Source organism: Sphingomonas cynarae (genome assembly GCF_039537815.1).
GTDB lineage: Bacteria > Pseudomonadota > Alphaproteobacteria > Sphingomonadales > Sphingomonadaceae > Sphingomonas > Sphingomonas cynarae.
Genome location: NZ_BAABBF010000003.1, coordinates 193,870 through 219,087 on the forward strand (window position 1 = coordinate 193,870; position 25,218 = coordinate 219,087).

At 67.2% G+C, this 25,218-nt stretch carries 19 protein-coding genes; 11 read left to right on the forward strand and 8 right to left on the reverse strand.

What is annotated here, in order from left to right; all coding sequences use genetic code 11:
* Positions 1-88: 88 nt before the first annotated feature.
* On the forward strand, positions 89-1,627 hold the full coding sequence (locus ABD719_RS07560) for an amino acid permease (protein ID WP_344692751.1): 1,539 nt from the start codon (positions 89-91) through the stop codon (positions 1,625-1,627).
* A gap of 70 nt (positions 1,628-1,697) precedes the next feature.
* Here ABD719_RS07560 and ABD719_RS07565 read toward each other — a convergent pair whose 3' ends face one another.
* Complete coding sequence (locus ABD719_RS07565; protein ID WP_344692753.1) at positions 1,698-2,693, reverse strand: adenosine kinase; 996 nt, start codon at positions 2,691-2,693, stop codon at positions 1,698-1,700.
* 98 nt (positions 2,694-2,791) lie between these two features.
* Here ABD719_RS07565 and ABD719_RS07570 point away from each other — a divergent pair, with 98 nt between their 5' ends.
* Positions 2,792-3,466 carry an EI24 domain-containing protein gene (locus ABD719_RS07570; RefSeq protein ID WP_344692754.1) on the forward strand — a complete coding sequence of 225 codons (675 nt, stop codon included), beginning with the start codon at positions 2,792-2,794 and terminating at the stop codon, positions 3,464-3,466.
* Complete coding sequence (locus tag ABD719_RS07575; RefSeq protein ID WP_344692755.1) at positions 3,463-3,831, forward strand: hypothetical protein; 369 nt, start codon at positions 3,463-3,465, stop codon at positions 3,829-3,831. Before ABD719_RS07570 ends, ABD719_RS07575 begins: the two co-directional genes overlap by 4 nt.
* A gap of 62 nt (positions 3,832-3,893) precedes the next feature.
* Here the strand turns inward: ABD719_RS07575 and ABD719_RS07580 are convergent, their stop codons facing one another.
* A complete protein-coding gene (locus ABD719_RS07580; protein ID WP_344692756.1) occupies positions 3,894-4,463 on the reverse strand; it encodes a PEPxxWA-CTERM sorting domain-containing protein in 570 nt (189 codons plus the stop codon).
* A 206-nt stretch (positions 4,464-4,669) separates the two neighbouring features.
* The gene (gene queG / locus ABD719_RS07585) at positions 4,670-5,713 is read right to left on the reverse strand and encodes a tRNA epoxyqueuosine(34) reductase QueG (RefSeq protein ID WP_344692757.1); all 1,044 of its coding nucleotides are present in this window, start codon (positions 5,711-5,713) and stop codon (positions 4,670-4,672) included.
* 37 nt (positions 5,714-5,750) lie between these two features.
* Here queG and ABD719_RS07590 point away from each other — a divergent pair, with 37 nt between their 5' ends.
* From ABD719_RS07590 to msrB, 3 genes are read left to right on the forward strand one after another with little or no spacing between them, the layout of a single operon-like run.
* The gene (locus ABD719_RS07590) at positions 5,751-6,701 is read left to right on the forward strand and encodes an ABC transporter ATP-binding protein (RefSeq protein WP_344692758.1); all 951 of its coding nucleotides are present in this window, start codon (positions 5,751-5,753) and stop codon (positions 6,699-6,701) included.
* Positions 6,698-7,921: an ABC transporter permease gene (locus ABD719_RS07595; protein ID WP_344692759.1), complete on the forward strand. Its 1,224-nt coding sequence runs from the start codon at positions 6,698-6,700 to the stop codon at positions 7,919-7,921. Before ABD719_RS07590 ends, ABD719_RS07595 begins: the two co-directional genes overlap by 4 nt.
* 44 nt (positions 7,922-7,965) lie before the next feature.
* On the forward strand, positions 7,966-8,457 hold the full coding sequence (gene msrB, locus ABD719_RS07600) for a peptide-methionine (R)-S-oxide reductase MsrB (protein ID WP_344692760.1): 492 nt from the start codon (positions 7,966-7,968) through the stop codon (positions 8,455-8,457).
* Positions 8,458-8,472: 15 nt separating this feature from the next.
* On the opposite strand, the gene ABD719_RS07605 is transcribed toward msrB, so the two are convergent.
* Positions 8,473-9,006, reverse strand: a complete 534-nt coding sequence (locus tag ABD719_RS07605) for a CHAP domain-containing protein (protein WP_344693078.1) — start codon at positions 9,004-9,006, stop codon at positions 8,473-8,475.
* A gap of 209 nt (positions 9,007-9,215) precedes the next feature.
* Between ABD719_RS07605 and ABD719_RS07610 the strand changes: the two genes are divergently transcribed.
* Complete coding sequence (locus ABD719_RS07610) at positions 9,216-10,004, forward strand: SDR family oxidoreductase (protein ID WP_344692761.1); 789 nt, start codon at positions 9,216-9,218, stop codon at positions 10,002-10,004.
* A 241-nt stretch (positions 10,005-10,245) separates the two neighbouring features.
* On the opposite strand, the gene ABD719_RS07615 is transcribed toward ABD719_RS07610, so the two are convergent.
* From ABD719_RS07615 to ABD719_RS07625, 3 genes are all read right to left on the reverse strand, one after another.
* On the reverse strand, positions 10,246-11,946 hold the full coding sequence (locus tag ABD719_RS07615) for a putative bifunctional diguanylate cyclase/phosphodiesterase (RefSeq protein WP_344692762.1): 1,701 nt from the start codon (positions 11,944-11,946) through the stop codon (positions 10,246-10,248).
* Between the two features lie 399 nt (positions 11,947-12,345).
* Entirely contained in the window at positions 12,346-13,008 is a 663-nt protein-coding gene (locus tag ABD719_RS07620) for a peptidylprolyl isomerase (RefSeq protein ID WP_344692763.1), read from the reverse strand.
* A gap of 168 nt (positions 13,009-13,176) precedes the next feature.
* A complete protein-coding gene (locus ABD719_RS07625; RefSeq protein WP_344692764.1) occupies positions 13,177-15,435 on the reverse strand; it encodes an NADP-dependent malic enzyme in 2,259 nt (752 codons plus the stop codon).
* A gap of 250 nt (positions 15,436-15,685) precedes the next feature.
* On the opposite strand from ABD719_RS07625, the gene ABD719_RS07630 reads away from it, so the two are divergent.
* The 4 genes from ABD719_RS07630 to ABD719_RS07645 all read left to right on the forward strand — a co-directional run bounded on the left by ABD719_RS07630 (position 15,686) and on the right by ABD719_RS07645 (position 22,045).
* Positions 15,686-15,874 (forward strand): hypothetical protein, encoded by a 189-nt coding sequence (locus ABD719_RS07630; protein WP_344692765.1) that lies wholly within the window; start codon positions 15,686-15,688, stop codon positions 15,872-15,874.
* A gap of 96 nt (positions 15,875-15,970) precedes the next feature.
* The gene (gene mutS, locus ABD719_RS07635; RefSeq protein ID WP_344693079.1) at positions 15,971-18,547 is read left to right on the forward strand and encodes a DNA mismatch repair protein MutS; all 2,577 of its coding nucleotides are present in this window, start codon (positions 15,971-15,973) and stop codon (positions 18,545-18,547) included.
* Between the two features lie 11 nt (positions 18,548-18,558).
* Complete coding sequence (locus ABD719_RS07640) at positions 18,559-19,290, forward strand: 2OG-Fe(II) oxygenase (RefSeq protein WP_344692766.1); 732 nt, start codon at positions 18,559-18,561, stop codon at positions 19,288-19,290.
* A 31-nt stretch (positions 19,291-19,321) separates the two neighbouring features.
* A complete protein-coding gene (locus ABD719_RS07645; RefSeq protein ID WP_344692767.1) occupies positions 19,322-22,045 on the forward strand; it encodes a [protein-PII] uridylyltransferase in 2,724 nt (907 codons plus the stop codon).
* A 44-nt stretch (positions 22,046-22,089) separates the two neighbouring features.
* On the opposite strand, the gene ABD719_RS07650 is transcribed toward ABD719_RS07645, so the two are convergent.
* Complete coding sequence (locus tag ABD719_RS07650; protein WP_344692768.1) at positions 22,090-24,993, reverse strand: TonB-dependent receptor; 2,904 nt, start codon at positions 24,991-24,993, stop codon at positions 22,090-22,092.
* Positions 24,994-25,218: the final 225 nt, after the last annotated feature.

A 25,218-nucleotide genomic window follows, 5' to 3' on the forward strand; every position in this document is an offset into this window, starting at 1 on the left:
CGCGTAATAAAATTGCCTCTAGGCTCGCGTCCTTTCACGACCAACGGGGCGCATCGACGCCCCTTCATCCCTGGGGGGACGCGAGTTCATGTTGTTCGGGCGCGTAAAGCCATTGGACGCGATTCTGGCGGCGGCGGAGCGAAAGTCGCTCCACCGTACATTGGGAGCCTTCCAGCTCACCCTGTTCGGGATCGGATCGGTGATCGGCACCGGCATCTTCGTGCTGACCGCCGCGGGCGCGCAGAAGGCGGGGCCGGGGTTGATGCTAGCCTTCGCCATCGCCGGCGCGATCTGTATCGTCGCCGCGCTGTGTTACGCGGAGATCGCGGCGATGATCCCGGTCGCGGGGTCGGCCTATACCTATACCTATTCGACGATGGGCGAACTGCTGGCCTGGACGGTCGGCTGGGCGCTGGTGCTGGAATATGCGGTGGCCGCGTCGGCGGTGGCGGTCGGCTGGTCCGGCTATTTCTCCGGCACGATCCTGCAACAGTTCCTCGGCATCCAGTTGCCGATGTGGCTGAGCGCCGGGCCGCTGGCGCTGGGCGGATCGCCGGGCGGGTTCATCAACCTGCCGGCGGTGGTGATCGCGCTGCTCGTCACGTGGCTGCTCATCATCGGCACGTCGGAAAGCGCCAAGGTCAACGCGATCCTCGTTGGCATCAAGGTGGTGGCGCTGACCGCGTTCATCGCGCTGACCGCGGGCAAGATCGATACCGCGCAGTTCAGCCCGTTCCTGCCGGCGGGCGTGTTCGGCGGCTTCGGCACCGGGGTCGGCGCAGTCGGCGCGGCGGCGACGATCTTCTTCGCCTATGTCGGGTTCGACGCGGTGTCGACCGCGGCGGAGGAAACCAAGAATCCGCAGCGCAACGTGCCGATCGGCCTGATCGGATCGCTGCTGTTCTGCACCGTGTTCTATATCCTGGTCGCGGCGGGCGCGATCGGCACGATCGGCGGCCAGCCGATCATGGGGCCGAACGGCGTCCCCTTCCCCGCCGGATCGGAAGAACTGGCGCGCCAGTGCGCGATGGCGGAATATGCCGGGCGGCTGGTCTGTTCGAACGAGGCGCTGGCGCATGTGCTGCGTGCGATCGGCTTCGGCACGATCGGCAACATGCTGGGCATCGCCGCCTTCGTCGCGCTGCCGTCGGTGATCCTCGTCTTGTTGTTCGGCCAGACCCGCATCTTCTTCGTGATGAGCCGTGACGGCCTGCTGCCGCCGATGCTGAGCAAGGTCCATCCAAAATGGAAGACGCCGCACGTCGTGACCGCGATCACCGGTTCGGCGGTAGCGTTCGCCGCCGCGTTCCTGCCAGTCGGCGCGCTGGCGGACATCGCCAATGCCGGCACGCTCTATGCGTTCATGATGGTCGCGTTCGCAGTGCTGATCCTGCGCCGGACGGAGGCGGACCGCCCCCGCTCGTTCCGCACGCCCGCCGTATGGTTCGTCGCACCGGCGACGATCCTCGGTTGCATCTTCCTGTTCTTCAACCTGCCCTCGGCGGCGATGCTGGTGCTGGTGGTGTGGGGCGCGATCGGGCTGGTGGTGTATTACCTCTACGGTTACCGCACGAGCAACGTCGCGCAGGGCCGGATCGAGGTGCTGGTCGACGACGACCTGCCCTGAGGTCAATGGCTCTGAAACCGATGGCCATGAGGTGAGTGGCCCCTCCTCTTAACGGGGAGGGGCCTTTTTCTTAGCCCAGCGTATCGGCTAATGCCTTCAGGTCCACCTGCGGGCGGGCGCCGAAATGGCTGATGATCTCCGCGGCGCACAGCGCGCCGAGCGTCAGCGAGCGTTCCAGATCATGCCCGCGCGTCTGCGCGTGGAGGAAGCCGGCGGCGAACAGGTCGCCCGCGCCGGTGGTGTCGACCACCCGCTCGATCGGCTGCGCAGGCACGGTGACGCGCTGGCCGCCGCGCATCGCACAGGCACCGCGCTCCGCCAGCGTCACCACCAGCGTCGGCACCTTGTCCTGCACCGCAGCGATCGCGGTATCGACGTCGGTCGTCTCGGTCAGCGCCATGATCTCCGCCTCGTTGGCGAACAGCACGTCGATCAGGCCCTGATCGATCAGCGCGTGGAAATCGGCGCGGTGACGGTCGATGACGAACTCCGCCGACAGGGTGAAGGCGATCTTGCGCCCTGCCTGACGCGCCACCTCGATCGCGGCACGCATCGCGGCGCGCGGCTCTTCCGGGTCCCACAGATAACCCTCGATATAGAGGTACGCGGCATCCGCAATCAGCGCGCGGTCCAGCGCGACCTCCGGCAGATAGTGCGACGCGCCGAGGAAGGTGTTCATCGTCCGCTGGCCATCGGGGGTCACGAAGATCAGGCAGCGGCCGGTGGTCGGCGCGCCGGCGCGGACCGACGTATCGTAGCGGATGCCGGCGGCGCGGATGTCGTGCGCGAACACCTGCCCCAGCTGGTCGTCGGCGACCTGACCGATGAAGGCGGTGCGCCCGCCCAGCGCGGCGATGCCGGCCAGCGTGTTCGCCGCCGAGCCGCCCGAAATCTCGCGTCCCGGCCCCATCCGGCCATAAAGCGCGTCCGCCTCCTCCGCCGAGAAGATCAGCTGCATCGCGCCCTTGGTCATCCCCTCGGTCGCAAGGAAGGCGTCGTCGGTCTGGGCAAGGATGTCGACGATCGCATTGCCGATCGCGACGACATCGTAGGTAGGGGTGGTCAAGGTGGCGGACTCCGCAAAAAAGGTAGGCGGTCGCCCTAGATGCGCGGGCCGGCGCAAGCAATGTTGACGCCGCCGGGGCGCCGCGCCATCCCGGTGCGATGACGCGCGCCTTCCTCCTGTCGCTGGGCCAGCTGGGCGACCGGGCGGTGCTGGGCGTCTTCGCCAAATCGCTGGGGGTGACGCTGGCCATCTTCGCGGTCGCCGGGTTCGCGCTGTGGTATGCGATGCAGGCGGTGCTGGCGCACTGGAACGGCTGGGGCGCGACCGGGCTGGCGACGGCGTTCGCGGCGGTCGTCACCGTGCTGGCGCTGTGGCTACTGTTCCGCGCGGTGGCGGTGGCGGTGGTCGGGCTGTTCGCGGACGAGGTGGTCGCGGCGGTCGAGCGACGGCATTATCCGGAGGCGCTGGCGACCGCGCGGCCGGTGCCGTTCGCGCGCGGACTGGCGATGGGGCTGCGATCGGCGGCGCGGGTGATCGCGGTCAACCTGATCCTGCTGCCGCTCTATGTCGTGCTGCTGGCGACGGGCATCGGCACCGCCGCCGCGTTCCTGATCGTCAACGGCTGGCTGCTGGGCCGCGATCTGGGCGACATGGTCGCGGCGCGACACATGGACGCGGGCCGCATGGCGGCATGGCGGGGCGAGACGCGGGGGCGGCGCTTCCTGCTGGGGCTGGCCGATGCCGCGCTGTTCCTGATCCCGGTCGTCAACCTGGCCGCCCCCGTGCTGGGCGCGGCGATGGCGACGCATCTTTTCCATACGAGACGCCGATGACCCGCGCGACGATCCTGCTGGCGACCCTGCTGATCGCGGGGTGCGCCGCCGCCCCCACTACCCGCCCGGTCAAGGCGCCGCCGATGGCGATCGCCTATCCCACGGTCGGGCTGGAACGGGTGATCGGGCAGGATGCCAGCGGCCTCGTCAAGCTGTTCGGCACGCCCGATGCCGATGTGCGCGAAGGGGCGGCACGCAAGCTTCAGTTCGGCAGCGCGATCTGTGTGCTCGACACCTATCTCTACCCCCAGACCAGCGGCGGCGAAGCGCGCGTGACGTATCTCGACGCGCGCGAACCCGATGGCAGCGCGATCGACCGGGCAAGCTGTGTCGCGGCGCTGACCCGGCGGGACGGGGGGCGGTAAGCCCACCCGCAAGACCGGATGCACGGCGGCGCGGTTCCTCGCCATGCATCCGGTCCTTTCCGTCAGGCAACGATCCAAGTTTTGCGACGACGCGCCGCAGCGCCGATCATCGCGAAACCAGCGAACATCAGGCCCCAGGTTGCCGGTTCTGGCACGGCAGTCGCCACTGCGTTAACGGTCAGGCTCGACAGGTCGAATGAGAAGCCCTCGACCTCCGACCGGCCAGCACGCAGTATGATCAGCGATGAACCGCTGTCGCCCAGCAACGTATAGGTTCCCGTCGGGGCACCGCTATAGGTATAGGTGTAGAAATCAAAGTCGAAGGCATCGCCTGCCGCGAGATTGAAGTTGGTAAAATAATCGTCAAGTTCGGTCGTTACGCCGCCGAACCGGCCGCTGGTGGTAAACTGAGTGATCGATCCCCCGCCAATGGCAGCGCCGACATAGTCGGTGAGCGCTTCATCACCGGTATTGGTTACCCGGCCACGGATAACGACCGTGCCGGACGATGGGCCGGCGATATCCGTATCAAGCAATTGGAAATTGAACGATGCCGCTGCCTGCGCAGCGGCAGGAATCGTTATTGCTGCAAGCCCCGAAAGAACAGCCAGCGCAAGCTTTCCGATCGTCATATTATTCCCCCTTATTAACCAGACATTTCCTCATTTTACTATGTCGGACGCCATCGTTCACACAAGAACCGAATGCTCCAGGAATATCATGTCAAAATCATTCGACGGCAATGTTATCAATAACTTGAAAGTCGTCGGTCCCGAAGTGGGACATAAAGACGAACCCGGACTACCGGAACGGTAGCATCCCCCATCAGCCACGGTGTTCAGTCGCTCGCCAACCGCGCCACCGCCCACCCCGCCGCATCACGCACCACCGGCGATGCGTCGTCCAACAGCGGTGCCAGCACCGCCAGTAGCGCCGGATCGCCGCTGTTGCCCGCCGCGATACAGGCGTTGCGGACCATGCGGTCGCGGCCGATCCGCTTGATCGGGGAGCCCGCGAACACCTGCCGGAACCCCGCATCGTCGAGCGCGAGCAGGTCGGCCAGTTCGGGTGCGACCAGTTCGGCGCGCGGGGCGAACGCCATGTTGGCGGCGGCGGCCTTGGCGAACTTGTTCCACGGGCACACCGCCAGGCAGTCGTCGCAGCCATAGATACGGTTGCCGATCGCGGTCCGGAACTCCTCCGGGATCGGCCCGGCATGTTCGATCGTCAGGTACGAGATGCAGCGTCGCGCATCGAGCCGGTACGGCGCGGGGAAGGCGTCGGTCGGGCATGCCGTCTGGCAGGCGTCGCACCGCCCGCAGGCGCCACCGCCGGGGCCGTCCGGCACCATGTCGAGCGTGGTGTAGATCGCGCCCAGGAACAGCCAGCTGCCCGCCGTCCGGCTGACCAGATTGGTGTGCTTGCCCTGCCAGCCGATCCCCGCCGCCTCCGCCAGCGGTTTCTCCATCACCGGCGCGGTATCGACGAACACCTTCAGGTCGTGTGCGCTTTCCTGCGCCAGCCAGCGGCCGAGCGCCTTCAGCTGGCGCTTGACGACATCGTGGTAATCCTGCCCTTGCGCATAGACGGAGATGCGGCCGATCCCGCCCTCGCCGGCCAGTGCCAGCGGATCGGTGGCGGGCGCGTAGCTCATGCCCAGCGACACGACGCTGCGCACCGCCGGCCACAACCCGGCCGGACTTTCGCGGTGATGCGCGCGTTCGGCCATCCAGATCATGTCGCCGTGCCGCCCCTCGGCCAGCCACTCGTGCAGGCGTGCCGCCGCGAGCGGCGCGGCGTCGGCACGCGCGATGCCGCAGGCGGCGAAGCCCAGTTCGGCCGCCTTCGCCTTCAGCCGGTGTTCTAGCTTGTCATCCGCCACGCCCCCCCGCTACCACGGCGGCACGCGCCGGAGGAAGATGTTGACGATACAGGGGATGACGGCCGGCAATCAGGAATGGGCGGTCACCGCCGCAGGACTGGTCAAGCGCTTCGAGGATCGCCGCGTCGTCGACGGGATCGACCTGATGGTGCCGCGTGGTGCGATCTACGGCGTGCTCGGACCCAACGGCGCGGGCAAGACCACGACGCTGCGCATGTTGCTCGGCATCATCGAGCCGGACGAGGGCGCCCGCACGCTGCTGGGCGAGGCAAGCCCGCGCGATGCCAGCGACCGGGTCGGCTATCTGCCCGAGGAACGTGGACTGTACCCGGCGATGAAGGCGCGCGAGGCGATCGCGTTCATGGGCGCGCTGCGTGGCCTGTCATGGAGCGAGGGCCGCCGACGCGCCGCGACGATGCTGGAGGAAGCCGGCCTGGGCCATGCGATCGACGAGAAGGTGCGCAAACTGTCCAAGGGCATGGCGCAGATCGTCCAGTTGCTCGGCTCCGTCGTCCACCGCCCCGACCTGATCGTGCTGGACGAGCCGTTCTCCGGCCTCGACCCGGTCAATCAGGAAAAACTGGAGGCCCTGATCGTCGCGGAGCGCGACCGGGGGGCGACCATCCTGTTCTCCACCCATGTCATGGCCCATGCCGAGCGGCTGTGCGACCGGCTGGCAATCATCGCGGGCGGCAAGCGCCGGTTCGAGGGGACGGTGGACGAGGCGCGCGGCACCCTGCCCGCGCAGGTCCATTACCAGCCGCAGCGCCCCGACCCTGCGCTCGCCGCGCTGTTGCCGGCCGATGCGCGGGGCGAGGGCGAAGGCTGGCGCTTCACGCTGCCGCCCGGCGGGATCGAGCCGGTACTGGTCCGCCTGATCGCCGCCGACCATGGCATCGCCGGGCTGACGATCGAGCGGCCCGGCCTGCACGAGGCGTTCGTGCGGATCGTCGGCGGCCGCGCCGCGACCGGAGAGGCTGCCGCATGACCCGTTTCCGCCGCACGTTGCGCCAGACGCTGACGATCGCGCGCCGCGACTTCATCGCGACGGTGTTCACCCCGATCTTCCTGCTGTTCCTGTTCGCGCCGATCCTGATGGGATCGTTCGGCGCGATTGGCGGCATCGGGGCCGCCAGCATGAACGACGGCGCGGCCGACCGGTCGCGGCTGGTTGCGATCGTGCCGCCCGCCACCGCTGCGGTGATGCAGGGGCAGGACAGCCGCCTGCGCGCGCTGTTCCGCCGCGACGAACGCCCCGCCCCCCTCGCCTTCCAGACCCCCGGCCGCGACATGCGCGCGCAGGCGAAGGCGGCAATGGCGGACCGCGATCACGATGTGGACGCGGTGCTGTACGGTCCGCTGGCGACGCCCACGATTCTGGCCGCCCCCGGCACCCGCCGCGCCGCGCCCTATCTGGAAACGGTGGCGCAGGCGACATTGTCCGCGCAGGCACCGGGCGCGGTGACGGTGGCGGCGACACGCGAACGGGCGGCCCGCACCGGCACGTCGATCGGCGGCCAGCACCAGTCGGGCTTTTTCGCGGTGTTCGGTATCTTCTTCCTGACGCTGTTCCTCGCCGGGCAGGTCGTCGGCACGATGGCGGAGGAACGCAACAACAAGGTGGTCGAGATTCTGGCGGCGGCGGTGCCGCTGGAGGCGGTGTTCTTCGGCAAGCTGATCGGAATGTTCGGGGTCGCGGTGCTGTTCGTCGGCTTCTGGGGCACGGTCGTCGGCCAGATCGCCAGCCTGTTGCCACCGGGCGCGGCGGCGGCGATCGGCGATCTGACGCCCGCGGTCGGCGGACCGATGTTCGCGCTGTTGTTCGCGGCCTATTTCTCGATGGCGTATCTGCTGCTCGGCTCCGTCTTCCTGGGCATCGGCGCACAGGCATCGACGATGCGCGAGATCCAGATGCTGTCGCTGCCGATCACGCTGGTGCAGGTGGGGATGTTCGCGCTCGCTTCCGCCGCGGCGCGGATGCCGGGCAGCGGCGTGGCGATGCTGGCGGAGATATTCCCGCTGTCCTCCCCCTTCGCGATGGCGGGGCGCGCGGCAAACTCACCAGAACTGTGGCCGCACGCGCTGGCGCTGCTGTGGCAGGCGGTGTGGGTGGCGCTGTTCATTATGGCGGGCGCACGGCTGTTCCGGCGCGGGGTGCTGAAATCCGGGAGCGGGCGGCCGTTCTGGCGGCGGCGGGCGCGGGCATAGGAGCGAGGTCTGGCGTCGCCCCTTCCCGCCCCTATATCCCTGCCATGACATCCCTTTCCGATCGCCGCTCCTTCCTCGCCGCCTCCGGGCTGGGCGCCGCCGCCATCGCGCTGTTCGGGTGCCGCGACGAGGCGGTGGCGGCGGAGCGGTTTCCCGTAACGATGACCGATGCGCAGTGGCGGCAGAAGCTGCCCCCCGCCGCATACCGGGTGCTGCGCCACGAGGACACCGAACGACCGTTCAGCAGCCCGCTGAACGACGAGCATCGAGCCGGCACTTTCCAGTGCAGGGGCTGTGCGCGGCCGCTGTTCGCCTCGAAGACCAAGTTCGACAGCGGTACCGGCTGGCCCAGCTTCTGGGCGGCGCTGCCCCGTGCGGTCGGTGCCCGCACCGACGGATCGATGATGATGGCGCGGACCGAGGTGCATTGCGCCGGCTGCGGCGGGCATCTTGGCCATGTCTTCGACGACGGCCCGAAGCCGACCGGCAAGCGTTATTGCATGAACGGCGTGGCGATGGCGTTCAAGCCGGGCTGAGGCAGGATCGGGAGGTCAGCCCGCCGCCTGCACGGTCGGTGCCCCGGCGATCAGCAACGGAGACTGCAGCGGCGCCACCGGGGGCTCCATCGGCGCCGGCGCCTGATCGGCATAGATGAAGCCGCTGGTCGGGTAGGTCGAGGTGCCCAGGCCACCCGTCGGGCCATACCAGACGCGCACCTGGCTCCAGTCGCCCTCGGGCGATACATCCACCGCGCGCACGTCCGTCTCGACGCGGCCACGGCGCGACCAGTTGGCATGGGTCAGCAGGACTTCGCGGGGGGACACGATGCGCGACACCATCGCGACATGGCCGACGCGCATCCGCGCAGTCGCCTTGAACGCCAGCACCGCGCCCGGTTGCGGCGCATCGCCGCGCGCATAGCGCCCCTCGGCCTGCCCCCACCACGTATCGGCGTTGCCGTGCAGCGCGATGCCGGACACCGAGCGGGCGAAGGGCGCGCACTGCCAGAACTGCGCCGCCGCCGGGGTGGCCATCATCAGGCCGCAAGAAACCACCAGCGCGAAACGCACTGCCAACGCCTTCATCATGACCGGATACCCGCTCGTTCGATTGCTGTGCAGGCTGGCTAGGGGCGGATCGGTTAATTGGAAATAACGATCGGAACCTTATCGGGTGAACGGTGTTTCGGCGGCGACAGTCCGCATTTCCGCCATAATCCGGCGGAACGCCGAGCGCGCTTGCTGCCCGCCCCCACCTGTCTTACCCCATCGCCAAAACCATAGGAGAGCGCGCGATGGACACCGGCACCCTGTTTCGACTCGATGGGCGCGTCGCGCTCGTCACCGGCGGCAGTCGCGGGATCGGCCGGATGATCGCGGCGGGCTTCGTGGCGCAGGGCGCAAAGGTCTATGTCTCGTCGCGCAAGGCCGAGGCGTGCGAGGAAACCGCCGCCGAACTGGGGTCGAACTGCATCCCCCTGCCCGCCGACATCGCCACCGTCGACGGTTGCCGCGCGCTGGCCGCCGCCTTGGCGGAACGGGAGGGGCAGCTCGACATCCTCGTCAACAACGCCGGTGCGGCCTGGGGCGTGCCGTTCGAGGATTTCCAGGAAGCGGGCTGGGACAAGGTGATGGACCTGAACGTGAAATCGCCCTTCTTTCTGACGCAGGCGCTCCATCCGCTGTTGAAGGCGTCGGGCAGCGGCGCGCGGCCGGCCAAGGTCATCAACATCACCTCGATCGACGGCCAGCGGCTCAACGCCTGGGAGACGTACAGTTATCAGGCGTCGAAGGCGGCGCTGATCCACCTGACCCGGCGAATGGCGGCGCGGCTGGTGCAGGACGGGATCAACGTGACCTCGATCGCGCCCGGCGCCTTCCCCAGCAGCATGAACAAGGCCGCGCGCGATCATGGCGACGCCGTGGCGAAGAACATCCCCGCGCGCCGGATCGGCGTGGCGGAGGACATGGCGGGCGCGGCGATCTACCTCGCGGCGCGCGCCGGCGATTATGTGGTGGGGGAGACGATCACCGTCGACGGGGGGCTGGTCCACGCTTCACTGGGAGCCAGCATCGACGGGTGAGGGATGGCGAGCGTGGAAGATGCGGGGTCACCCTCCGCGTCTTTCCCGTTTTCCCGTCATCAATGGCTGTTTCGGAAATGCGCTATCCGCAGGCGCTCGTCCGTGATGGCGGCACCGCAATCAGATCGCCTAGATGGACTTTAGCCGCTTGCGGCAGGAGGGCCTGCCATCCGGTTAGCTGAAATGTGAATTCGCGCAACGTGGCTTGGCTGGCCAGCGCTGGCGCAATCCTGTACCTGTTTTAGGAGACGGCGAGCTTTGCAACAGGCCGGTACTGCCGAACTATATCCGGAGCCTGTACCGGGCGTCCGTACAAATATCCCTGCGCCTCCTCGCATCCGAGCGCGATGAGCGCCTTCTCCTGCCCCGCGCACTCCACGCCCTCGGCAATGACGACAAGCCCCAGGCTCTTCGCCATACAGACAACGGCGCCGACGATTGCCGCATCACCCGCTCCCTGATCGATACAAGCCACAAAGCTCCTGTCGATTTTCAGGCGGGTTAACGGGTATTTCTGGAGAAGGCCCAATGACGCAAAGCCCGTACCGAAATCATCGAAGGCCACCCCGACACCTAGCGTCTTCAACTTGCGGAGCGCCTTGGCCGAATGGCTGCTGTGCCGCAGCACCGTATTTTCGGTTATCTCGAGTTCCAGCTGATCCGCACCAAGGCCGTGACGTGCCAGCGCGTCGAGTACGACCTGGAAGAGGCGGGCGGAGCGAAGCTGAACGGGGAACAGGTTTACGCCCATCCTGATCTTGCCCAATCCCCCACGTTCCCAGGCGGCTGCGGTCGAACATGCTTCGTTTATGATCCAGTCGCCCACGATCTCGGCAACCACGCTGCGTTCAAGAATATCGATGAAGGCGTGAGGCTGCAGCAGGCCGTGGCGGGGATGACGCCAACGCAACAGGGCCTCGACACCTACGAGGCTGCGGTCGGCAAGGGAAACCTGTGGCTGATACCAGAGTTCGAATTCGCCGTTCGTCAACGCCGAGCGAAGCTCCATACTCAAGCGAAGCTCTTGTTCGGAGCGGTTCTGCATCGCTCTGACGAAGAACGTCCGGGCACCGCCGCCCTCGCTCTTGGCGCTATAAAGGGCAAGGTCGGCGCTCGACAGAAGCTGATCGGCGCTGGTGCCGTCCTTGGGCGACATCGCTATGCCGATGCTCGTGTTCACGAACACGGATTGCCCAGCCAGCTCGATGGGAGATTGCAGGCTTGCAAAGACCCGATCGGCCGTCTGCTCGATCAGACGCGGGTCGGCGCAATCCGGCAAAAGGATCGCAAACTCGTCACCACCGAAGCGCGCCACGAAACCGACATCCCCTGCCGCATCGTTCAGGCGCTGCGCCACGCTGGCGAGAAGTTCGTCACCGACGGAGTGGCCAAGGCTGTCGTTGACGTGCTTGAAACCGTCCAGGTCCAGCATCAGCAAGACGCATGCACCCGCCTTGATCGTGTCCGCCAGATGCGCCTGAAGGGCATTGCGGTTTGGAAGCGACGTCAAGGTGTCGCAATGGGCCAGATGCTCGAGCCGCCGGCGCGCCCGCTGCCTGTCGGTCACGTCACGGATGAGCGCGCCGAACATCGGCTTGCCCGCCTCGAACCACATCGACAGGGAAAGATCGACGGGAAATTCATAGCCATCGGCGTGCCAGGCAAACATCTCTACCGCTTGTCCGGCGAGACGCGCCTTACCGGTCTTTACCGCCCTGGCCAGCCCGGCATCATGCGCCGCCCGATGCCGCTCCGGCATGATGATCGAAAGCGGCATCCCTACTGCCTGATCGACGCTGTACCCGAACAGCATCTCTGCAGCGCTATTCCACGAGATAATCAGATTATCCTGTCCTGCACAGATCGCAGCGGTCGCAGAGTTGGCGAGCATTTGCTCGTACCGATCCCGCACCCGGTGGGAATCGATTCTCTCCTTGTCCATCCAAAAGCTCCCCCCGGCCTTTCGTATCGATCCCAATATTAATCCTAATACAACAAGAAGCAAAAAATGAATTTTGAACACAGAATGACGGCTTCGTCACCGCACGCCGAAGCATGGCACGGCCAAGGCGCGAGAAAGCCCTCGTGGCCGCCAGAAGCGCCATGAAAACGGACGACCGACAGGAGATAGCTGGCCGATCGCGCTGAACATTATCGACCAGGATTTTAGGGCCACCACCCCCGACAAGAAGCGAGGCGTGGGCATCTCGTACATCCTGACGCGGAAAGCCGGTGGAGGGTGGCTCTATCCAGCGGTGGTCATCGACCTATTTTCCCGCCATGTCGTCGGCTGGACCGGCAGCGACCGGCTGCAACGCGATCTGGCGCCCGCCCCCTCGCCCTATCCCCGACGCGGGGTCAGCAGCCATACTTTCGGTCCGCCGGTGGGTTTCGCGGTGCCGTCGATCCGTACCGCGCGGATCAGGCGGACGGGGCGCAGGATCATCTGCCCCTTCATCGAATCGAAGCCGCCGCCCGATGGCTCGGCGAGGATGCGTTTCACCACCTCCATGCCGCCAACGACATGGCCGAACGCGGCATAGCCCTTGTAACCGGGCCGGGCGTCCATCTGGGGCGTCGGCCCTACGGTCAGCACGAAATTGCCACCGGCCGAGGCGGGATCATCGCCCCGTGCCATCGAGATCGTCGCATCCAGATGGCGGATGCCGGTCTTGCTGGTCGACTCGAACGGGAAGGAGGGCAGGATGCGCTTGGCATCGGTGCGGATGCCGGCCTGCACGAACCCCTTGGTCGGATCGACCTTGCCGCGCGCGGCGCGGTAGAAGCTGGTATCGTCGAACCGGCCATCATCGACATAAGCCATGAAGTTCGCGGTCGTCTTCGGCGCCCGGCGCGCGTCGAGCGCCAGCATGATCGCCCCGCGCGACGTATCCAGCCGCACCCGCACGATGCCGGGCTTTGCACCCGGCGCCTGCGCGGTGGCGGGGGTGACCGCGGCGATGGCAACGATCGCGAGGGCCGAGCGGAAAAGAAATCTGTTCATCATCGTTCTACCTCCCCGGCGAAGGCCGGGGTCCAGCTGGAATGGCGGCCGTTGGTCCATCACGAACGTCCGTCCAACTGGACCCCGGCCTTCGCCAGGGAGGTAGCCATGGTCGGCGGCAGGGACAATTGACTTATCGTCGCCGATACGGCCGCCCTGCCTCCCCCCTCAGCGTGCGATCCCGCCCGCCGCCAGCACCGCCAGCGTTACCAGTTCGCTCGCAGTCGAGGTCATCGGCGCGATCTGCACCGGCTTTTCCATGCCGATCAGCATCGGGCCGATCATGTCGTCGCCGCCCAGTTCGCGCAGCAGCTTGGCGGAGATGTTGGCGGATTGCAGGCCGGGCATGATCAGGATGTTGGCCGGACCGGACAGCCGCGCGAACGGGAAGTTCTTCAGCTGCTTCGGGTTCAGCGCCACGTCGGGTGCCATCTCGCCTTCATATTCGAAGCTGACCTGCCGGCCGTCGAGCACCTTCACGCCGTCACGGATATTGTCGAGCCACTGGCCGTCCGGATTGCCGAAGGTGGAATAGCTGAGGAACGCGACGCGCGGCTCATGCCCCATCCGCCGCGCGACCTGCGCGGTCTGTTCGGCGATATCGGCCAGTTCCTCGCCGGTCGGCCGCTCGTTGATCGTGGTGTCGGCCATGAACACGGTGTGGCTCTGCCCGACGAGCAGGTGGATGCCGAACGGCACCTTGCCCGCCATTGGGTCGATCACCCGCCGCACGTCCTTGAACGTCTTGGCATAGGTGCGGGTGATGCCGGTGATCATCGCATCGGCATGGCCAAGCTGGAGCAGGATGGAGCCGAAGGTGTTGCGGTCCTGATTGACCATCCGCTCGATATCGCGGCGCAGGTAACCGCGACGTTGCAGCCGCTGGTACAAGAACTCCACCATCTGCGGCACCAGCGTCGAGGTGCGGCTGTTATGCACCTCGTAATCGTCGGGATTGGTCACGCCCAGCGCGCGGAGCCGATCGTGGACGTCGTCGCGGCCGACCAGCACGGGGACGCCGTAGCCACCCTCCTTGAACGCGATCGCGGCGCGCAGCACCACTTCCTCCTCGCCCTCGGCGAACAGCACGCGCTTGGGATGCGCCTTGGCGCCTTCATAGGCAAGCGTCAGCACCGAGGTGGTCGGGTTCAGCCGTTCGCGCAGCGACTGGCGATAGGCGGCCATGTCGATGATCGGCTTGGTCGCAACGCCGGAATCCATCGCCGCCTTGGCGACGGCGGAGGGCACGATCTCCATCAGCCGCGGATCGAACGGCGACGGGATGATGTATTCCGGGCCGAAGCTGTGCTGCACGCCGTAAGCGACCGCGACCTCGTCGGGCACGCGCTGCCGCGCCAGTTCGGCGATGGCGTTGGCGGCGGCGATCTTCATCTGGTCGTTGATGCCGGTCGCCCGCACGTCGAGCGCGCCGCGGAAGATGAAGGGAAAGCAGATCACGTTGTTGACCTGGTTCGGATAATCCGACCGACCGGTGGCGACGATCGCATCGGGGCGCGCCGCCTTGGCCAGTTCGGGGCGGATTTCCGGTTCCGGGTTGGCCATCGCGAAGATGATCGGCGACGGCGCCATGTCCTTCACCATCTCCGGCTTCAGCGCGCCCGCCGCCGACAGGCCAAGGAACATGTCCGCCCCCTCCAGCGCCTCGGTCAGGGTGCGGCGGTCGGTGGCGGCGGCATGGGCCGACTGCCACTGGTTGATGTCGTCGCGGCCCTGATAGATCACGCCCTCGCGGTCGCACATCAGCACGTTGTCGTGGCGCACGCCCATCGCCTTGATCAGTTCGGTGCAGGCGATCGCCGCCGCGCCCGCGCCGTTCACCACCACCTTCACGTCCTTCAGGTGACGGCCGGTCAGCATGCATGCGTTGATGAGGCCCGCGGCGCAGATGATCGCGGTGCCGTGCTGGTCGTCATGGAAGACGGGGATGTTCATCCGCTCGCGCAGCGTCTGCTCGATGATGAAGCATTCGGGAGCCTTGATGTCCTCAAGGTTGATGCCGCCGAACGTCGGCTCCATCAGCTCGACCGCGTCGATGAAGCGGTTCACGTCCTCCGTCTTCAGTTCGATATCGATCGAATCGACGTCAGCGAAGCGCTTGAACAGCACCGCCTTGCCCTCCATCACCGGCTTCGCGGCCAGCGCGCCGAGATTGCCCATACCGAGGATCGCGGTGCCATTGGAGATCACCGCGACCAGATTGCCCTTGGCGGTGTAATCATAGGCGGTCGTGGGATCGTCGGCGATCGCCTGCACCGGTACCGCGACGCCGGGGGAATAGGCGAGTGCCAGATCGCGCTGCGTCGCCATCGGCTTGGATGCGATGATCTCGATCTTGCCAGGCCGCCCCTCCGAATGGAACAGCAGCGCCTCGCGCTCGGAGAACTGGACGTTGACGGCTTCGGACATGAAGGGCTCTCCCGCGGGTTTTGCGACCGTACTAGGCCCAGCGTCCGCCCAAGGGAACGCCAGAATTCGACCGATATACGGCGGAATTCCGGCCACCCGTCGCTTTACTGCTGCTCGCAAGCCCCATCATGTGCAGGAATCGGCACATCGCGTGAGCGGGTTGATACCGTCAGAAAATAGATTCCGGATCACGCGCGACGATCATGGCCGGGGTTTCCAAGCCGGCAGGCGCGGGCATATAGTCGACACGATGAAGCATGAGCCGGGCATCTTCGACGAGCGCGACAACGAGGCGGGGGCGGCATCGCTGGCCCACGCCCGCGCCGATGTCGCCGCTGGCCGGGTCCACGATCAGGCGATCACCGGCGAATGGCTTGCGGCGCGGCGCGGTGGGGTCCAGACGACCACAATCAGCTATTCATCGTCTTTGCTAGCGTAGCGAAGCAACCCGGAGCGTCAGGTGCGTGGCCACTGGATTGCCGCGTCGCGTCGCTCCTCGCAATGACGGATCATGGTGATGTCCCCCCCCACCCCGATGATGGCCCAGTACCTCGCGCTGAAGGCGGAGGCTCAGGATTGCCTGCTGTTCTATCGCATGGGCGATTTCTTCGAACTGTTCTTCGAGGATGCGCGCGTCGCCGCCGCCGTGCTCGACATCGCGCTGACCGCGCGCGGCGAGCATGAGGGGGAGCGGATTCCAATGTGTGGCGTCCCCGTCCACGCCGCCACCGCCTATCTGCAACGCCTGATCAAGGCGGGGCACCGCGTCGCCATCGCAGAGCAAACCGAAAGCCCGGAGGCGGCGCGCAAGGCGCGCGGCAGCAAGGCGCTGGTCAACCGCGCGATCGTCCGCGTCGTCACCGCCGGCACGCTGACCGAGGAGGCGCTGCTGGATGCACGCACCGACAACTGGTGCGTCGCGATCGGCGAGGCGGGGGGCGACGTGGCGCTGGCCGCCGCCGACGTATCGACCGGGCGGTTCCAGGTGATCCTGCTCGACCCCGCAGCGTTGCCTGCCGAGCTGGCGCGGCTGGCCCCGGCGGAAGTCGTGGCGTCGGAGGCGGGGGACACCGCCGATCTCGCCACCACCACCCGGCCGAAGACGGATTTCGACAGCGGCGCGGGCGAGGCCCGGCTGAAACGCCTGTTCGGGGTCGCGACGCTGGACGGGTTCGGCCAGTTCGGGCGGGCGGAATTGGCGGCGGCGGGTGGCCTGGTGGCCTATCTCGATCATACCGCCCGGGGGGCGCTGCCGTTCCTGCGCCCGCCGGTGCTGCACCGCGCCGCGACGACGATGGCGATCGACGCCGCGACCCGCGAAAGCCTGGAGCTGACGCAGACCACGCAGGGGCAGCGGCGCGGCAGTCTACTCGATGCTGTCGACCGGACGGTGACGGGCGCGGGCGCGCGGGCGCTGGCGGCGGATATCGGTGCGCCGCTGATGGACCGGGCGGCGATCGACGCGCGGCTCGATCTGGTCGGCTGGTTCCACGACGATGCCGCGTTGCGCGAACGGGTGCGCGCGGCGCTGCGCGCGCTGCCCGATATCGGCCGGGCGCTGGGGCGGCTGGTCGCGGGGCGCGGCGGTCCGCGCGATCTGGGTCAGTTGCGTGACGGGCTGGACGCGGCATGGGCGCTGGGCGAGCGGATCGCGGTGCCCGGCGCCCCGCCGCTGCTGGATCAGCTGGCGCCGCAGTTGCGCGGGCATGGCGGCCTGATCGACCTGCTCCGGCGCGCGCTCGTCCCCTCGCCGCCGATCGAGGCGGGCGATGGCGGCTATATCGCGGCAGGGTACGACGTCGCGCTCGACGACCTGCGCGATGCCGGTGCCGGCGGCCGCCGCACGATCGCCGCGCTGGAGGCGGAGTTCCGCCAGCAGACCGGCGTCACCGCGTTGAAGATCCGCCACAACAACGTGCTCGGCTATCATGTCGAGGTGCCGGCCCGGGCCGCCGATGCGCTGATGAAGCCTGACAGCGGCTTTACCCATCGCCAGACGTTGGCCGGCGTCGTCCGCTTCAACACCCCCGCACTGCACGAGGTCGCGACCAAGGTGGCGCAGTCGGGTGCGCACGCGCTGGCGGCGGAAGCGGCGCATCTGGAGGACCTGACGGCGCAGGCGCTGGCGGTGCGCGAGGGCATAGCCGCCACCGCCGACGCGCTTGCCCGGCTGGACGTGGCGGCGGGCCTTGCCGAACGCGCCGCCGAGGGCGGCTGGGCGCGGCCGGTACTGGTCGAGGATCGCTGCTTCGCGATCGAGGGCGGCCGCCATCCGGTGGTCGAGGCGGCGGTGGCGCGCAGCGGCGGCCGCTTCGTCGCCAATGACTGCCGTCTGTCGGAAAGCTCCCGACTGTGGCTGGTGACGGGGCCGAACATGGGCGGCAAATCCACCTTTTTGCGCCAGAACGCGTGCATCGCGGTGCTGGCACAGGCGGGCAGCTATGTGCCCGCCACCGCCGCCACACTGGGGCTGGTCGACCGGTTGTTCAGCCGCGTCGGCGCATCGGACAATCTGGCGAGGGGCCGCTCCACCTTCATGGTCGAGATGGTGGAGACCGCCGCGATCCTGGCACAGGCGACGCCGCGCAGCTTCGTGATCCTCGACGAGGTCGGACGCGGCACCAGCACCTATGACGGGCTGGCGATCGCCTGGGCGGTAGTGGAGGCGATCCACGAGGACAATCGCTGCCGCTGCCTGTTCGCGACGCATTACCACGAACTGACGCGGCTGGCCGAACGGTGCGACGCGCTGACGCTCCATCACGTCCGCGCACGCGAGTGGAAGGGCGATCTGGTGCTGCTCCACGAACTGGCCGATGGCCCCGCCGACCGCAGCTACGGTCTCGCCGTCGCCCGTCTCGCCGGCATGGCGCCGCAGACGGTGGCGCGCGCCAAGGCGGTGCTGGCCAAGCTGGAGGCGGGCCGCGCAAAAACTGGCGGACTAGCGGCGGGACTGGACGATCTGCCCCTGTTCGCCGCCGCACAGGCCGCCGAGGAACAGCAATGCGACGCGATCCGCGCCGAGGTGGAGGCGATCGACGTCGACGCCCTCACCCCGCGCGAGGCGCTGGACACGCTGTACCGGCTGAAGGCACTGGCACGCGAAGGATAGGATCAGCCGCCATGCCTCACCCCGACTTTCGCCTCGCCCCCGCGCTCAATCGCGCTGCGATCCGCGACGCCTATTGCCGGGACGGACGGGTGCGGGTGCGCGGTTTCCTGGCGAACGACGGCGCGGCGATCCTGCACCGGTGGCTGCGCGACCGGGAGGAATGGCGGCAGATCCTGAACAGCGGCGACAAGGTCTATGAACTCGACCGCGCCACGCGCGACGGCATGACCGGGGAACAGCGGGCGAATCTGGACGATGCGGTGATGGCGGGGGTCCGTGCCGGGTTCCAGTATCGCTACGAATCGATCCGCGTACCCGATGGGGGCACGGCGCGGGCGGCGACCGACGGCCCGCTGGCTGCCTTCGCCACCTGGCTGTCGGGCGCGGAGGCACTGGATTTCCTGCGCGACGTGACCGGCCATGCCGACACCGTCTTCACCGATGCGCAGGCGACCGCCTATGCTCCCGGCGATCTGCTGACCGCGCATGACGATGCCGTGCCGGGCAAGGATCGCCGCGCCGCCTATGTCCTCGGGCTCAATCCCGAATGGCGGACGGAATGGGGCGGGTTGCTGCTGTTCCACGACGACGTGGACCGGGTGGCCGGCATGGTGCCCGCGTTCAACACGCTGGACCTTTTGTCGGTGCCGCAGGCGCACAGCGTGTCGATGGTAACGCGGGCTGCACCATCCCGGCGTTATTCCATCACCGGCTGGCTGCGTGCACAACACCAGCCCGATTGACGACCACCCGCATCCGGCAAGGCGCACAGGCATGGCATCGCGTTTCGAACACCTCCCCCATCGCCGCGCGATCGTCGACCGGCGCGCGCTGGCTGAGACCATCGCGGCGCTGCCGGAGGACGGCCTGCGCAACCGCGCGGTCGCGCTGCTGAAGGAGGCGCTGGCCACCGGGCGGACGGAGATCGCCCGGCGGCTGGCGGAACGGCCGACACGCGGGCTGGAGATCGCGGCGGCACAGGCGTATCTGATCGACCGGCTGGTCGTGATCCTGTTCGACCTCGCCACCACCCGCCTGCATCCGGAAGGCGAGCCGATCGCGCTGCTGGCGGTCGGCGGTTACGGCCGGGGCGAAATGGCGGCCCATTCCGATATCGACATCGGTTTCCTGACCCGTAATGCCCCCGCCCCCGCCACCGCGCAGGTGATCGAGACGATGCTGTACGCGCTGTGGGACCTGGGCCTGAAGGTGGGCCATAGCAGTCGATCGCTGGACGAAATGATCCGCCAGGCCAAAGCCGACGTCACCGTCCGCACCGCATTACTGGAAGCACGCTTCGTGACAGGCGACGCCACGCTGTACGACGATGCCGCGCGCCGCTTCAAGGCGGAGATCCAACGCGGTACCGAGCGGCAGTTCATCGCCGACAAGCTGGCCGAGCGCGACGCCCGCCACCGCCGGATGGGCGACACCCGCTACGTCGTCGAACCCAACGTCAAGGAGGGCAAGGGGTCGTTGCGCGATCTCCATGCGCTGTTCTGGATCGGCAAGTACATCTTCGACGTGCAGCGCGCACGCCAGCTGGTCGATGTCGGGTTGTTCACGCCGCAGGAATATCGCGGTTTCCACCGCGCCGACGATTTCCTGTGGGCGGTCCGGTGCCACCTCCACGTCATCACGGGCCGGGCCGAGGACCGACTGACCTTCGACGTGCAGCGCGAGGTGGCGGCGCGGATGCGGTTCCACGACCGCAACGACAAGCCGGCGGTCGAACGCTTCATGCAATTCTACTTCCTGCAGGCGCGTACCGTCGGCACGCTGACCGGCGTGTTCCTGGCACATCTGGACGAACGCTTCGCCTCGCGCGGGCGGCGGTTCGGGCTGCCGCACCTGCGCCGCTCGCCGAAACGGCTGAACGGCTTCGTGCTGGATCGCGGCCGCCTCGCCCTGCCCGACGACGGCTTCTTTCGCGACGATCCGATCCGGCTGCTCGAAATCTTCGCGCTCGCCGATGCGCACCGGCTGGAAATCCATCCGCTGGCGATGCGCGCCGCGTCGCGCGATGCCAAGCTGATCGACGAATATCGCCAGCACCCCCGCGCCAACGCCCTGTTTCTGGAAGTGCTGACCAGCCCCGGCGATCCCGAACTGGTGCTGCGCTGGATGAACGAGGCGGGGGTGATGGGCCGCTTCATCCCCGATTTTGGCCGGGTCGTGGCGATGATGCAGTTCGACATGTACCACCACTTCACCGTCGACGAGCATACGATCCAGGCGATCGGTCTGCTCGCCCGGATCGAGGCGGGGACGCTGGCGGAGGATCACCCGCTGGCCTCGGCGATCTTCGACCAGATCGTGTCCCGCCGGGTGCTGCGCGTCGCGGTGCTGCTGCACGACATCGCCAAGGGGCGCGGCGGCGATCATTCGATCCTCGGCGCGGAGGTGGCATTGCGCCTGTGCCCGCGGTTCGGCCTGACCCCGGCGGAAACGGAGACGGTGTCGTGGCTTGTCCGCCATCACCTGCTGATGTCGGACACCGCGTTCAAGCGCGACCTGTCCGACTTCAAGACCATCCTCGATTTCGCCGGCACCATTGCCAGTCCGGAACGGCTGCGCCTGCTGCTGGTGCTGACCATCGTCGATATCCGCGCGGTAGGGCCGGGCACGTGGAACAGCTGGAAACGCCAGTTGCTGGCCACGCTGTTCGAATCCGCGGAAGAGGTACTGCGTCTCGGCCACAAGCAGCGCGGCCGGGCGGAGCGGATCGCGGCGCGACAGGCACGGCTGGCCACCACGCTTGGCTGGGACGAGGAACGCTTCGCGGCCTTTGTCCGCCGCCTGCCCGAACCCTATTGGATCGCGGAGCCGGACGATGTGCTGGAACACAATGCCCGGCTGATGGCGGCGGCGGGCGATGCGCCGCTGTCGATCGACGCACAGGTGTACGAGGAGCGCGGCGCGACGCTGGTCACGATCTATGCCGCCGACCATCCCGGCCTGTTCTATCGTATCGCCGGAGCGATCCATGTCGCGGGCGGCAACATCATCGATGCGCGCATCCACACCACGCGCGACGGCATGGCGATCGACAATTTCCTGGTGCAGGACCCGTTCGGGCGCCCGTTCGACGACAGCACGCAACTGGCCCGGCTGCGCGTCGCGATCGAGGATGCGCTGGCCAATCGCGGCAAGCTGAACGACCGGCTGGTCGCCAAGCCATCGGCGCGGACGCGCGCGGATGCCTTCACGATCCAGCCCAACGCCCTTATCAACAACGAGGCGTCGAACCGCTTCACCGTGATCGAGGTCAACGCCCGCGACCGGCCGGCGTTGCTCAACCAGCTGGCGCAGGCACTGTTCCAGTCGAAGGTGACCATCCATTCCGCCCATGTCGCCACGTACGGCGAGCGCGCGGTCGACACCTTCTACGTCACCGACCTGACCGGCGACCGGCTGACCGGCGCGACCCGGATCAAGGCGCTGGAGAAACGGCTACTCGTCGCCGCAGCGGGCGATGCGATGGACATGGCAGCGTGACGTGAAGCCCCTCCCCCGTCCGGGGGAGGGAGCGATGCGTTTCCTCAGAACCGCGAGCGCAGCGTCACGCCGTAAGTGCGCGGTTCGGCGAGGAAGGCCGAGTAGAGCGCGTTGGAGGTGCTGCCGAACGCCTGCGTGTTCGCGATCGAGCCGGCACCCTGGAACGGGGTGTTGAACGCCACCTGGATGTAATCCTGATTGAGCAGGTTCTGCGCCCAGAACTCGATCGCCCAGCGCTGGTCGGCCCCGCGCAGGCCGATGCGCGCATTGACCAGCGCGAACCCGTCCTGCTTCTTTTCCGGTGCCAGATCGGACCCGGTGTTGTAGTCGGAGCTCAGCCGGCTATCGACGTAGAACAGCGCCGACAGGCCGTTGCTGCCAATATCCGGCGTCCATGCCAGCGAGGTGGTGACGACGTTCTTCGGCGCATTCGACATCTGGCGGCCGGGCAGCAGGAACAACGCGGGATCGATCGCCTCACCCGCCGAACTGCCGACCAGATTGTTGCGGAAATGCGTGTCGGCATAGGTGTAGCCGGCGCTGAAGGTCAGGTCGCGGATGGGGTTCATCGTCGCTTCCAGTTCGACGCCCTGCGAGATCACACCGGCACGGTCGGCCCGGCCCGGGCAAGCGCCGGTGCCGGGCACGGCGGGGGCGTTGTCACGATCCGCGCCACCCAGATTGTCCTTGCACGACTGGATGTTCTGCACGACGAACACCGATCCGTTAAAGGTGTTCAGCTGGAAATCGGTGAATTCCTGCCGGAACGCCGCGACGTTCAGGCTGAAATGGCCGCGGATATTGTACTTCGCGCCGATTTCGTAGGCGTTGACCTTCTCGGCATCGAAGCGAAGCCCGGGCGCATCGGCGTTGGTGCGGGCGGCGAACACGCCGTTCGGCCCGCCCAGATCGGAACGGTCGAGATTGTAGCCGCCTGCCTTGTACCCCTTGGCATAGGAGGCATAGGTCATTAGCCGCGGTGTCGGCTTCCACGAGATCACGCCGGTGCCGGTGAACTCGCCATCGTCGAACCCGTCGTCGAGGTTCAGCGCGTTCAGGCCGGTCGACGAATTGCCGGTGCAGCTGAGCGTGACGATCGCGGCGAGATACTGCCGCGCCGCCGCCGGCACCGCCTGATTGGCGATCAGGGGTGACAATATGTTCTGCTGCTGCGGACAGATCGTGTTGTTGTTGTTGAAATTGGCGCGGAAGTCCTTGCTTTCATGGGTGTAGCGCAGGCCCAGCGTCACCGAGAGCGTATCGGTGATGTTCAGGATGTTGTGCGTGAAGAAGGCGTAGTTCTCGCTGTCCTGCCGATAGACCGACCGCTGGTCACCCAGATTGTTCAGCTGCGACAACCGGTCCAGCCCGCCCAGCACGGTGCCCGCCAGCGTGCCGAAATTCGATCCCAGCGCCTGCCGTGCGGTCGCACCGCCCAGCGCGGCGATCGGCGTCGTGCCGAGACAGCCGGGGTTGTTCTGGTTCTGGAGGAACGCAGCCGGGTTGGCCGTCGCGACCAGCCGGCAAGCCGCGAATGCGCCGTAATTGGCACCGAACACGACGTTGTCGACCAGCTTCAGCTTCTCCCGCGAGTAGAAGCCGCCGACCAGCCAGTCGAGCTTGCCCTCGAACAGCGAGCCGTTGAGCCGCACTTCCTGCGTAAAGGTCTTGAACTGGCGATAGGCATTGCCGTCCGCCGCGCGGTGGGTGAGGTCGACATTGGTATAGTCGACATCGCCGGCATTACCCGCCTTGTACTGGCGATAGGCGGTGATCGAGGTCAGCGTGGCGCCGCCCAGATCCCAGTCGATCTGGCCCGACCCGCCATAATCCTCGGTCTTGTTGCGATAGGTCTGGCCCGGCGTCACCGCCACCTGCCGGTTGAACGGATCGGGGAAGGTGCCCGCCAGCGGGAAGGCCGCGCCCTGCCGGCGCAGGATGTCGACGATGCGATTGCTGGTGTTGTACTGGATCGCGCCGGTGGTGTTCACCGTGCTGCCATTGGTGTTGTTGGTGACGACGGTACCGGCGGGCACCTGTGTTTCCTGCTGCCCGTAATAGACCGCGCCGCAGCAGCTTTCGTTCCGGTGGGTATAGTCGCCGATCAGGCGGACGCTGATCGCGTCGCTCGGCTTGAACAGCAACTGGCCACGAACGAAATAGCGGTCGCGATCGTTGACGCGCGATTCGCTGCCATTCGCGGCGGTGACGTTGCGGTAGAAACCGTCGCGCTTGTTATAGACGCCATCGACCCGGAAGGCGAGCGTATCGCCGATCAACGGCCCGGTCAGCCCGCCGACGAAGCGGTAATTGTCGTAATTGCCATAGGTCGCCTCCGCGATGCCGCCGAATTTGAATTCGGGCGCGCGGGTGACGATGTTGATGAGGCCGGCGGAGGCGTTGCGCCCGAACAACGTACCCTGCGGCCCGCGCAGCACCTCGACCCGTTCGATCTCGCCCAGTTCATTCAGGCCGACGCCGGTGCGGCTGCGATAGACGCCGTCGATGAACACCGCGACCGAGCTTTCCAGGCCGGGATTGTCGCCGACCGTGCCGATGCCGCGGATGCGGGCGGAGGCATTGGCTTCCGATCCCGTCGACGAGATGAGCAACGATGGCGCGAGCTGGTTGAGCGAGCGGATATCGTTGGCGCCGGTATTCTGGAGCGATTCCTGCGTCACCGCGCTGACGGCGATCGGCACGTCGGACAGCGGGCTGGCGCGGCGGGTGGCGGTGACGATGATGTCGCCGACGCTGGCGGCGGCGTTATCGTCGCTGGTGTCGGGCCCGGCATTGGCACTGCCGGACTGGACCGCCCCATTGGCGGTGGCGGCGCTGGGCACCTGCCGCGCCGCGCCGTTGGTGGGAACAGGCTCCTGCGCCCATGCCGGGGCGGCAAGCGCCACCGTGGCGGCGGCAGACAGCAGGTACGCGGTCGCACGCTTCATCGCATCTCTCTCCTGGTCGACTTTTTCGAACTTATGGTTTGATCGTTTTGTAAGGAGAGAAAAGAGGGCGCGTCAATGTTTTTGAATGTCGCCCCTGCTGGGCATCCCGTTTCGGGCGGGCGGTGTCGCTGCCGGGCAACATCGTGCGCTGCAGCAATCGGGGTGCAATCGATGATGCCATTTGGATGGTCGACAGGCGGCCAGAAAGCCCGTCATGGCGGCACG